Genomic DNA, 10612 nt, shown 5'->3' on the forward strand with positions numbered 1-10612 from the left:
GCGACCAGCTTCGTCGGCCGATGGGCCGCCGCGGCCGGCGCCTGCGCGCAGCCAGACGATGAGGCCGCGCTCGAGATCACCACCACCGATCTGCACGGGCGCGGACTGCTCTGCGTGATCGAAACCATCAATGAGCGCGGCCAAGGCTACGACGCCCTCCTCTCCTGCCAGACGGCCGCCGGCCAGGCCGAACGCCCCGCCCGCTTCGAAGCCACCGACGACGCCTTGCGCCTGATCTGGCTGGATCGGCCTAATGAGCAGCCCCAGCGCCTGATCCGCTGCACCACCCTGGCGCGCTGACGGCACAGGACGCCGCCCACGAAAAAACCCGCCGGATCGCTCCGGCGGGTCGTTTCGTCTGCGAGGAGAAAGCGCCTTAGTGGGCGACGCCCTTCCAGATGCGGCGATAGCTGGCGTAGGTCACGCCCGCGAAGGCCAGCAGGAAGATGATGACGCCGAAGCCCATCTGCTTGCGCTCGACCATCTTCGGCTCGGATGTCCAGGCGATGAAGGCCGCGACGTCCTTCGACATCTGGTCCACGGTCGCCTCAGTGCCGTCGTCATAGGTGACCTGACCGGCGGTCAGCGGCGCCGGCATGGCGATGAAGCCGCCCGGCGGCACATGGCCCTTGCCTTCCCAGAACGGCGTCATGTCGCCCGCCATATAGGGGTTGTAGTGCTGGCCCGGCGCCATCTTCAGGCCCGCCGGCGGGGTCGAATAGCCCGACAGCAGCGAATAGATGTAGTTGGCGCCGTCGTGGCGGGCCTTGGCCATGACCGACAGGTCCGGCGGCATGGCGCCGCCGTTGGCCGCAGCGGCCGCCGTCGGGTTCGGATAGGGGTTGGGGAAACGGTCCGCCGTGGTGGCGTCGCGACGCAGGTCTTCACCCGTTTCCGAGTCGATGTCGGCGACCTGAATCTCCTTGGCCAGAGCCTTCACGACCGGGTTGTCGTTCGGGTTCGGATACTTCGGATTCCAGAACGGCCCGTGCTTGTCGCCCAGGTTGCGGAAGTGCACCAGATCCATGCCGTGGCACGAGGCGCAGACTTCACGATAGACCTTGTAGCCGCGCTGCAGCTGGCCCTGGTCGAAGGTGCCGAACGGACCGGCGAAGCTGAAGCCGCCGTCGCGCGGATGCTTGGCGCCCCCGGCGGCCATCGCCGGAGCGGCGATGGCGACCAGGCCGACAGCGGCCGTCACGGAGACGAGGATCTTGCGGAAGGACACGGTCTTTTTCTCGTTGCTCATCATCGCGCTCAGGCCTTCTCGGCTGCGGTCGACGGGAGCACGGGCTCCGAGATCGTCGCCGGGATCGGCAGCGGCTTCTCACGCAGGCCGATGAGAGGCATCAGCACCAGGAAGAAGACGAAGTAGTAGGCGGTGAACAGGCGGGTCAGCCACAGGTAGGAGTTCAGCTGGCCGTCGATCAGGTTGAAGCTGGGCATGCCCGGCACGACCGGCGCGTCCGGCAGCTGCGCGCCGCACCAGCCCAGGCCGAAGCAGACGAACAGGAAGATGATGAAGAAGGTCTTCATCGTCGGGCGGTAGCGCATGGAGCGCACCTTGGACGTATCCAGCCACGGCAGGACGAACAGCACGCCGATCGCGGCGAACATGGCCACCACGCCGCCGAACTTGTCGGGGATGGCGCGCAGGATCGCGTAGAAGGGCAGCATGTACCACTCAGGCACGATGTGCGCCGGGGTCTGCAGCGGGTTGGCCGGGATGTAGTTGTCGGCGTGGCCCAGGGCGCCCGGGTTGTAGAAGACGAACACCGCGAACAGGATCAGGAACAGGATGATCGCAAAGCCGTCCTTGACCGTGAAGTACGGGTGGAAGGGCAGCGTGTCCTTGGCCTGACGGTCCTTCGGGATCAGGATGCCGACCGGGTTGTTCTGACCGGCGGCGTGCAGGGCCCACAGGTGCAGCACCACGCAGCCGGCGATGACGAACGGCAGCAGGTAGTGCAGCGAGAAGAAGCGGTTCAGCGTCGCGTTGTCGATCGCCGGGCCGCCGCGCAGCCAGACCAGGATCGGCTCGCCGACGACCGGAATGGCGCCGATCAGGTTGGTGATGACCTCAGCGCCCCAGAAGGACATCTGGCCCCACGGCAGGACGTAGCCCAGGAAGGCCGTGGCGATCATCAGGAAGAAGATGACGCAGCCGACGATCCAGATCATCTCGCGCGGCGCCTTATAGGAGCCGTAGTACAGGCCCCGCAGCATGTGCAGGTAGACGGCGATGAAGAACATCGACGCGCCGTTGGCGTGCACATAACGGATCAGCCAGCCGCCGTTCACGTCGCGCATGATGCGCTCGACCGAGGCGAAGGCCATGTCGACGTGCGGGGTGTAGTGCATGGCCAGGACGATGCCGGTGATGATCTGGGTCATCAGGCAGATCGCCAGGATGCCGCCGAAGGTCCACCAGTAGTTCAGGTTCTTCGGGGTCGGCAGGTTCGCATAGTCCATGCCGAAACGGATGATCGGCAGGCGGGTGTCCATCCACCGCTCAACGGCGGTCTTCGGGACGTAAGTGGATTCGTGATCGCTCATGGTTCCTCTGTCCGTCCTCAGCCGATCTTCACGCGGGTGTCGGACACGTATTCGTAGTTCGGCACGATCAGGTTCAGCGGCGCCGGTCCCTTACGGATGCGGCCCGAGGCGTCGTAGTGCGAACCGTGGCACGGGCAGAACCAGCCGCCGTATTCACCGGCGTTGAAGGTCGGCACGCAGCCCAGGTGAGTGCACGAACCGATGACGACGAGATATTTCTCGTGGCCTTCCTTGGTGCGCTCGGCGTCGGTCTGCGGCGGGCTGCCCACGGCGCCCTCGTCGATGACCTTGGTCAGTTCGGCCGGGGTGCGATAGCGCACGAACACCGGCTTGCCCTGCCACTTGATGACGACCTGCTGGCCTTCCTGAACCTTGGTCAGATCGAATTCGATCGACGCCAGGGCCAGGGTGTCGGCCGCCGGGTTCATCTGGTTGATCAGGGGCCACGCCACCATCACGCCGGCGCCGGCCGCAGCCGCGCCCGCCGCAATGTGGATGAAGTCGCGGCGGGTGGCGTCGCCACCCCCGTGTTGGCCGTCAGGCCCGTCAGCATTCACGACCGATTCGGCCACGCGTTTCACCTCTGCATCGCCGGTCGCCCGCCCCGGGAAGGGACGTCAACCGAATGGAACCCTATCATGCGACGGCAAACCCCTGCCCGTCCGGCCTTGGTTTCGGCTGTTCCTGACAAGTCGCGAAAGCGATTTGCGAAACAGTCGCAACAAAAGCCGCGACAAGGCCCCGCCCCGCGCGTATGAGGGCCTTAGAATGCGTCTCGCCCTTTTTCAACCTGACATCCCCCATAATGTCGGCGCCTGCATCCGTCTGAGCGCCTGTTTCGACGTGGAATTGCACGTCATCCAGCCCACCAGCTTCAATTTCGACGATCGTGCGATGAAGCGCGCGGCGCTGGATTACGGCCCGCTGTCCCATATGACGCGCCATGCGGACTGGGACGCTTTCCAGCGCGACCGGGCGCCGGGACGGCTGGTGCTGTTCACCACGCGCGCGGCCGAACCCCTGACGGATTTCGTTTTCCAGCCCGATGACGTTCTGTTGTTCGGCAAGGAGAGCGCCGGTTCGCCCGACTACGTCCATGCGGCGGCGGATGCGCGAATCTACATCCCCATTCGCCCGGAAGCCCGGTCGCTGAACCTGTCCGTCAGCGCCGGAATCGGCCTGCATGAGGCGTTGCGGCAGATGAACGAACTGCCGACGCGATAGTCCTCCCCTTGTGGGAGAAGGTGGCCCGTGAGGGCCGGATGAGGGGTGTCGGCGGGCCGTCCGAATATGAGGGCTGAGAGCGCGTGTCGTCGCCCCCCTCATCCGTCCGGCTCCGCCGTCCACCTTCTCCCACAAGGGGAGAAGGATTCTCTCAGATCATTCCGGCGCGCCGTCGTTCGGCAGTTTGGCCAGGCTCGGCCGCTCGGCGCTCTTCGAGGCCGCCACGCGCTCCACCGCGCGCATGACGCGCAGCAGGTTCTCGCCCGAGATCTTGCGGATGTCGGCCTCGCTCCAGCCGCGGCGCATCAGTTCGGCCAGCAGGCGCGGATAGCCGTCCACGCCCTCCAGGCCGACCGGCAGGCTGTCCACGCCGTCATAGTCGCCGCCCAGGCCCACGTGGTCGATCCCCGCCACGTCGCGGACGTGCTGGATGTGGGCGATGACGTCCTCCATCGTCGCCTTGGGCGCCGGATTGGCGGCGTTCCAGGCGTCCATGCCCGCCTTGACCGCAGCGGGATCGCCGGGATTGAGGGCCGTCAGCCGCGTCATCTCCGCGCCGCGCGCGGCGCCCGAAGCCCGCACGGCCTCGCTGACGAAGCCCGGCACGAAGGTCACCATGACGATGCCGCCGTTGCCCGCCATCTGGCGCAGCACGGCGTCAGGCACGTTGCGCGGATGAGCCGTCACCGCCCGCGCCGAAGAGTGGGAGAAGATCACCGGCGCCTCGGACACGCGAATGGCGTCGACCATGGTGGCCTCGGATACGTGGCTGAGATCGACCATCATGCCCAGACGGTTCATCTCGCGGACCACGTCTTCGCCGAAGGCGTTCAGGCCGTCCCACTTGGGCGCGTCCGTGCCGCTGTCGGCCCAGGTCGTGCTCTTGGAGTGGGTCAGCGTCATGTAGCGCGCGCCCGAATCGTAGAACTCGCGCAGCAGGCCCAGGGAGTCGTCGATCGAATAGCCCCCCTCCATGCCGATCAGGCTGGCGATCTTGCCCGCGCGGTGGATGCGGACCAGGTCGTCGGCCGTGGTGGCGATCTCGAAGGTCTCGGGATGGGCGGCGACGATGCGCTTCACCGTGTCGATCTGCTCGAAGGTGGCCTTGGCGGCGTCGACCGGCGCCATGCTGGCGGGGACATAGACCGACCAGAACTGACCGCCCACGCCCCCGGCGCGCAGACGCGGAATATCCGTATGCAGGCGCGTCGACGTCGACAGATTCGCATTCAGATCAACGCCGTGCGGATCATTCCCGAAGCCCTGACGCAGCGCCCACGGCAAATCGTTGTGCCCGTCGATCAGGGGCGTGCGCTTCAGAATCTGCATCACGCGCGCCTCTTGAGGCTGAGACGTTTGAGCCAGAACCGGTCCGGCCAGAACGGCGACGGAAGCGGCGGCCAGCAGGCTGGCGCGCAAGGCGATGCGGATCATGATTTCCCCTCTGAGCTACAGACCCGCCCGGTCGCCCCACGGCGCCGCTTTACGGGCGCCGCACGCTGGCACATGCGCGCCGTCGAGGGAACCGTCCGTAGGCATCGTTTGCGTCGCGCCTTGTGATCTGGATCAAGGCCCCCTCGCCCGTGCTGCGGCATCAGGCTCGCATCCGCGCACCCCGCCGGACTGTTCAGAAAGGCCGCGTCATGGTTGAAGCCCTCATGATCCAAGCTGACCCCGCCCTGATGATTGAGCGCCGCGAGCGCGCCCGCGTCTGGTTCGAGACCCTGCGCGACAAGATCCACGCCGGTTTCGAGGCGCTGGAAGACGCCGCCCCCGCCGAACTGTTCGCCGGAGAGCCCGGCCGCTTCGTCCGCACGCCCTGGGACCGCAAGGAAGGCGGCGGCGGCGTCATGGGCATGATGAGCGGCCGCCTTTTTGAAAAGGTCGGCGTCCACTGCTCGACCGTCCACGGAACCTTCCCCGCCGACTACGCCAAGAATGTGCCTGGCGCCGAGGAAGACCCGCGCTTCTACGCCACCGGCATCAGCCTGATCTGCCACCCGGTCAGCCCGCGCGTGCCTGCCGTGCACATGAACACCCGCCTGATCTCGACGACCAAGACCTGGTTCGGCGGCGGCGGCGACCTGACTCCCGTACTGGATGCGGACCGCCGCGACGACCACCCGGACACCGTGGATTTCCACGCCGCCATGAAGGGCGCCTGCGACGCCTTCGACCCGTCCTGGCACGCCAAATACAAGCAGTGGTGCGACGAGTATTTCTTCCTGCCCCACCGCAATGAACCGCGCGGCACCGGCGGCGTCTTCTACGACCACCACGACAGCGGCGACTGGGAGAAGGACTTCGCCTTCACCCAGGCGGTCGGCGAGGCCTTCCTCAAGGTCTATTGCGACATCGTCGCCCGCCGGATGCACGAGCCCTGGACCGAGGCCGAGCGCGAGGAGCAACTGATCCGTCGCGGCCGCTACGTCGAGTTCAACCTGCTCTACGACCGCGGCACCATGTTCGGGCTGAAGACCGGCGGCAACGTCGAGTCGATCCTCAGCTCCATGCCGCCCGTGGTGAAGTGGCCCTAGAGGCGAAGGCTCAAGCCGAAACCTGATCGTTCGCCCGGTCCAGGGCCTCTGCAACGGCCCTGGTCAGGCCCGCCACGCTGAGCGGCTTGGTCAGATGGCCGTCGGCGCCCGCGCGACGGCTGGCCTCGACATGTTCGCTCATGGCGTTCGCGGTCAGCATCAGGATCGGCGTCGGCTCGGCGCCCGTGCGGCGTTCGTGAGCGCGCATCTCAGCCGTCGCGGTCAGGCCGTCCATGACCGGCATCTGCATGTCCATCAGCACCAGGTCGAAGCCTCCCTCGCGGAAGGCGGCCAGGGCTTGAGCTCCGTCCTCCACCGTCGTCAGCGCGATCCCCAGAGGCTCGAGCATGACCTCGACCACCTTGCGGTTGGCCGGGTGGTCGTCCGCCAGCAGCACGCGCGGCGCGCCTGAGCGATCCGCACGCGGCAGGGCGGCAGGCGGAACTGGAGCCGCTTCAAGCTCATCCTCTGCGCCCTCGACCGGCGGCAACGGCAGATCGAACCAGAAGCGCGCGCCGCCCTGCGGCGGAGACTCGCAGTCCAGCTCGCCGCCCATCAGCCGCACCAGATCATCCGAAATGGCCAGCCCCAGGCCGCTGCCGCCGAACTGACGGGTGATCGAGCCGTCCTCCTGCTGGAAGCGATGAAAGATGCGCGACTTGAACTCGGCGTCGAAGCCGATGCCCGTATCCGTGACCGTGAAGCGCACGCGTTCCCCTTCGCCCTGCACGGCCTCCAGCGTCACCGCGCCTTCCTGGGTGAATTTCAACGCATTGCTGATGAGATTGGTCAGCACCTGACGCAGCCGCACGGCATCACCGATGACCAGACGGGGCAAGGTCGGATCATAGTCCAGCCGCAGCTCGACGCCCTTGCCCAGAGCCAGCGGCGCCCACAGGGCGACCACATCGCGCGTCACCTGCTCCAGGTCAAAGGGCGCCGGGTCGATCGCCACTTGGCCCGACTCGATGCGGGCGACGTCCAGAATGTCCGACAGCAGCCGCTCCAGAGTGACCCCCGACGAACGGATGATGTCGACCAGTTCACGATCCCGCTCCGGCAGATCACGCGTCGTCAGAACCTCGGCCATGGCCACCACCCCGTTCAGGGGCGTGCGGATCTCATGGCTCATATTGGCCAGAAACTCGCTCTTGGCGCGGTTCGCCGCCTCGGCGTGAAGCTGCGCCTTCTTCAGACGCCGCGACTGTCGCCTCTGCCACAGCAGCACCAGCAGCACCGACAGGACGAAAACCAGGCTGATGGCCAGAATCCAGTTCTGACCCCGGATCACCGCCTGCTGCAGCTGGGTGTTGGCGCGTGCGGTCTCGAGCTGACGACGCCGCTCGGCCAACTGCTGCTGCATGTCGCCCGTCACCTGATGAATGCCCGCGCTGAAGCGGCGGGACAGGTGCAGGTCGCGCTCGCGCTGATACTCGCGCAAGATCTCGAACCCCTCGCGCGGCCGGCCTGAGCCGAAGAGGAGTTCAGCCTCAAGCAGGCGCTCGGTCGGATCGACCGCCCCTTCCGGCGCCAGGTCGCGCAGGCGCTCCAGATCGCGACGCGCGCCCGCCAGATCGCCCAGCCGCGCCCGCGCCACGCCGCGCGCCGGCAGAATGTCCAGCGCCAGAAAGGCCTTGCCGTCGATCAGGGCTTCGTGCGGAGCCAGGCAGTCCAGCACCCCGCGCGAATCCCGTCGTGCATCGGCCACGGCTGCGCATAGAGCGGCGTCATAGGCGCTGAGGCTTTCCAGATTGGCGCGCTGGCTTAAGCGGTGGTGCGCCGCGTAATAGAGTTCTGCGTTCGGCAAATCCCCGACCTGAATCGCCATGCGCGCCAGATTATAGAGGCTGTCGAAATCAGGGCGCGGGTATTCAGGGTTGGAATCGTCGATCTCAAAACGACGAAAGGCGGCGGCGGCGCCCGCCACGTCGCTGAGCTTCATCAAGCCCATGCCCGTCATTTCCCACACGCCGGCGCGAGCGGTGGCGGCATAGGGGTCGTGAGCCGGAATCTCCGCCTCAACCGTCGTCAGCAGGCGCAGGCCCTCGCCTACCCGGTCCTGATCCATCAAGGCCAGGGCGCTCAAGCGGGCCGCATGGGCCATGACGAACCAATCGCGCGAGGTCCGGGCCGTGCGCGCCATCTCCTCTTCCACCGACAGGTCGCCCTGGTCATAGCGGATGGTCAGTGCGTTCAGCCGCGCGATGGCCAGGTAGCGCTGGTCGTTCTGGGCGCGCGCCTGCGTCTCCAGGCGCTTGTTCCAAATAGCCGCTCGCTCGAAATCGCCCTGGTTCAAAACCGTCCAGGCGACATGATACAGCCGGTTCAGCCCCTCGCGGTCACGGCGTTTCATCGCCGCCAGGCCGAAAGCTTCCAGCGCCGCGAAATCCGTACGGGAGGCGCGCTGTTCGACCGCACGCGCCAGTTCGGCGCTCTGCACCGCCTTGGCCGTGGCGGGCGCGGCGGCCGCCATCAGGGCGACCGCCATCAAGGGCGCGCGAACAAAGGTCTTGAGGCGTATGGAAGACATCCTCGCGACCCTAGTCCTGCGAAAGTTGCCTAAGACTTAGCGCCGTTCGACGACACGCGCCACGCCATGACCGCCCTTCAGGCTGACACGCCCAGATAGGCGCGAATCCAGTCGGCCAGGACGGCGCGGTCGTTCGGCTCGGCCAGGGTGGCGTGGGCCTGATCGACCAGGGCGTCGTCGATGCGTCCCCGCCGCCCCTCGGTCAGGCGCGCGGCGAAGGCCGGATCGAACTCAGGGTGGCACTGGAAGCTGATGGCGTCCTGCCCCCAGGCCAGCCCGGCATAGGGCGTGAACGCGCTGGAGATCAGCACCCGCGCATCGGCGGGCGCGGCCACGACCTGATCCTGGTGCGACACCGGAATGGCGATGGTCGCCGCCGTCGGCGTCATCCAGGCCTCATCGCTCAGCACGTCATAGCGGTGCAGGCCGACGCCCCACCCCTTGTCGGACTTCTCGACCCGGCCGCCAAAGGCGTGAGCCAGGATCTGGTGGCCGAAGCACACGCCCACCAGCCGCGTCTTGCCCCGCGCCTCGCGCAGCCAGGCGGACAGCGGCTCGATCCACGGCAGGTCTTCGTAGACGCCCGCCGCCGATCCGGTGACGATCGTCCCGGCGAAAGCCGATGGATCCTCGGGGAGTTCGCCCGCCTGAACATCGAAGCGATGGGTGGTCGCGCCTTCGCCTAGCATGGCGCGGAACTGGGCGGTGTAGTCGCCGAACGCCTCGGCCAGATGAGCGGGCGGACGGCCAGTTTCGAGGATGGCGATGGCGGTCATGAAATCCACTTGATCGACGGCGGTGAAGGAAGCCTCAGCGGCCGGATTGCGGTAGAAGAAAAAACAAAGCAATGAGACGAACCGCCCATGCCTTCTTCCGCCGACGCCCCGGCCGATGCGCCGCTTGAAGACCTGGTCGTCCTGATCAATGTCTTCAAGTGCAATGCGCCCCATCAGGACGAACTGATGGAGCGTCTGGCGGATTTGGTGCGTATTCAGACCGCCCTGCCCGGCTTCGTCTCGGCCACCCTGCATCGCGGATTGAACGGTCGCGTGGCGGCCAATCACGCCGTCTGGGCCGACGCCGACGCCTGGAAGGCCATGACCCGCCATCCTCGGATTGTCGCGGCCATGGGGCCGATCCTGGCCATCGCGACCTTCGAGCCGCACCTCTATGAGCCGGGCGAGGTCATCCAGGCCTAGCCCGCCCGCCAGACCTCGGCCCGACCGCCCGCGTCGCCCAGCGCCTGAACCGTCCAGCCGCAGATTTCAGCCGCCGCCGCCTCTGCGCCCGAGGGGGCGTTGACCACCGTCATGGCGCAGCCGTTCATCTTCATCGGATTGTTCAGCGGACGCAGCCGCGCCTCGGCCACCAGCACCCGCGACAGCCCCGCCTGCTCCAGCCGCCGGATGAAGCCGTCAAAGGTCTCCAGATCCTTCAGCGGCGTCCAGATCGCCACGCAGGCCGTCGGATCGGCGCGCAACACCGCCGCCGCCGTTTCGGCCGAGCGGACATAGTCGTCGGGCCGCTCGAACGGCGGATCGATCAGCACCAGCGGCGCCTTCAGCCCCCGCGCCGCACGCACCGCCTCCTCATAGCCGTCGCCCGCCTGCCCCACAGCGTTGGGCCAGGCCGCCAACGCCTCGCGCAACAGGGCCTCGACCGGCGGATTCAGCTCGAAGCCGCGATAGGAATCCTCAGGCCGCAAGGCCCGCGCCGTCAGCACCGGCGAGCCGGGATAGAACCGCACCCCGCCCTGCGGGTTCAG

11 protein-coding genes are annotated in these 10612 nt (G+C 67.1%); 4 read left to right on the plus strand and 7 right to left on the minus strand.

The features are described 5' to 3' along the window. Positions 1–300, plus strand: a 300-nt coding sequence (locus tag BDIM_RS17965) for a hypothetical protein (RefSeq protein WP_040345732.1), incomplete at its 5' end; no start/stop codon positions are given. A 76-nt stretch (positions 301–376) separates the two neighbouring features. On the opposite strand, the gene BDIM_RS10445 is transcribed toward BDIM_RS17965, so the two are convergent. Genes BDIM_RS10445 through petA form a run of 3 tightly spaced genes read right to left on the minus strand, consistent with a single transcriptional unit; the run spans position 377 to position 3128 of the window. Continuing rightward, positions 377–1252 (minus strand): cytochrome c1, encoded by an 876-nt coding sequence (locus tag BDIM_RS10445; protein WP_003165564.1) that lies wholly within the window; start codon positions 1250–1252, stop codon positions 377–379. Positions 1253–1257: 5 nt separating this feature from the next. Then, a complete protein-coding gene (locus tag BDIM_RS10450; protein ID WP_003165565.1) occupies positions 1258–2556 on the minus strand; it encodes a cytochrome b in 1299 nt (432 codons plus the stop codon). Positions 2557–2573: 17 nt separating this feature from the next. Then, positions 2574–3128, minus strand: a complete 555-nt coding sequence (gene petA, locus BDIM_RS10455) for a ubiquinol-cytochrome c reductase iron-sulfur subunit (RefSeq protein WP_040345735.1) — start codon at positions 3126–3128, stop codon at positions 2574–2576. Between the two features lie 196 nt (positions 3129–3324). Here petA and BDIM_RS10460 point away from each other — a divergent pair, with 196 nt between their 5' ends. Then, positions 3325–3780 (plus strand): tRNA (cytidine(34)-2'-O)-methyltransferase, encoded by a 456-nt coding sequence (locus BDIM_RS10460; RefSeq protein ID WP_003165567.1) that lies wholly within the window; start codon positions 3325–3327, stop codon positions 3778–3780. A 156-nt stretch (positions 3781–3936) separates the two neighbouring features. Here BDIM_RS10460 and BDIM_RS10465 read toward each other — a convergent pair whose 3' ends face one another. After that, positions 3937–5214, minus strand: a complete 1278-nt coding sequence (locus BDIM_RS10465) for a dipeptidase (protein WP_040345738.1) — start codon at positions 5212–5214, stop codon at positions 3937–3939. A gap of 248 nt (positions 5215–5462) precedes the next feature. Between BDIM_RS10465 and hemF the strand changes: the two genes are divergently transcribed. Continuing rightward, complete coding sequence (gene hemF / locus BDIM_RS10470) at positions 5463–6317, plus strand: oxygen-dependent coproporphyrinogen oxidase (RefSeq protein WP_371125982.1); 855 nt, start codon at positions 5463–5465, stop codon at positions 6315–6317. A gap of 10 nt (positions 6318–6327) precedes the next feature. Here the strand turns inward: hemF and BDIM_RS10475 are convergent, their stop codons facing one another. Further along, on the minus strand, positions 6328–8847 hold the full coding sequence (locus tag BDIM_RS10475) for a hybrid sensor histidine kinase/response regulator (protein WP_003165569.1): 2520 nt from the start codon (positions 8845–8847) through the stop codon (positions 6328–6330). A 77-nt stretch (positions 8848–8924) separates the two neighbouring features. Beyond that, the gene (locus BDIM_RS10480; protein ID WP_040346849.1) at positions 8925–9623 is read right to left on the minus strand and encodes a type 1 glutamine amidotransferase; all 699 of its coding nucleotides are present in this window, start codon (positions 9621–9623) and stop codon (positions 8925–8927) included. 87 nt (positions 9624–9710) lie between these two features. On the opposite strand from BDIM_RS10480, the gene BDIM_RS10485 reads away from it, so the two are divergent. Then, the gene (locus tag BDIM_RS10485) at positions 9711–10046 is read left to right on the plus strand and encodes an antibiotic biosynthesis monooxygenase family protein (RefSeq protein WP_003165571.1); all 336 of its coding nucleotides are present in this window, start codon (positions 9711–9713) and stop codon (positions 10044–10046) included. Here BDIM_RS10485 and rlmJ read toward each other — a convergent pair. Beyond that, a partial coding sequence (gene rlmJ, locus BDIM_RS10490; protein WP_050796692.1) for a 23S rRNA (adenine(2030)-N(6))-methyltransferase RlmJ occupies positions 10043–10612 on the minus strand: 570 nt, incomplete at its 5' end. The two genes, BDIM_RS10485 and rlmJ, sit on opposite strands and share 4 nt — an antisense overlap.

It is taken from the genome of Brevundimonas diminuta ATCC 11568, from assembly GCF_000204035.1.
In the GTDB taxonomy this organism is placed as follows: Bacteria; Pseudomonadota; Alphaproteobacteria; order Caulobacterales; family Caulobacteraceae; genus Brevundimonas; species Brevundimonas diminuta.

Excerpts from the sequence above, each read along its gene's own strand:
- BDIM_RS10445 (WP_003165564.1), bottom strand. The coding sequence starts at position 1,252 with ATGATGAGCAACGAGAAAAAGACCGTGTCCTTCCGCAAGATCCTCGTC.
- BDIM_RS10450 (WP_003165565.1), bottom strand. The coding sequence starts at position 2,556 with ATGAGCGATCACGAATCCACTTACGTCCCGAAGACCGCCGTTGAGCGG.
- BDIM_RS10460 (WP_003165567.1), top strand. The coding sequence starts at position 3,325 with ATGCGTCTCGCCCTTTTTCAACCTGACATCCCCCATAATGTCGGCGCC.
- BDIM_RS10465 (WP_040345738.1), bottom strand. The coding sequence starts at position 5,214 with ATGATCCGCATCGCCTTGCGCGCCAGCCTGCTGGCCGCCGCTTCCGTC.
- hemF (WP_371125982.1), top strand. The coding sequence starts at position 5,463 with ATGATTGAGCGCCGCGAGCGCGCCCGCGTCTGGTTCGAGACCCTGCGC.
- BDIM_RS10475 (WP_003165569.1), bottom strand. The coding sequence starts at position 8,847 with ATGTCTTCCATACGCCTCAAGACCTTTGTTCGCGCGCCCTTGATGGCG.
- BDIM_RS10480 (WP_040346849.1), bottom strand. The coding sequence starts at position 9,623 with ATGACCGCCATCGCCATCCTCGAAACTGGCCGTCCGCCCGCTCATCTG.
- BDIM_RS10485 (WP_003165571.1), top strand. The coding sequence starts at position 9,711 with ATGCCTTCTTCCGCCGACGCCCCGGCCGATGCGCCGCTTGAAGACCTG.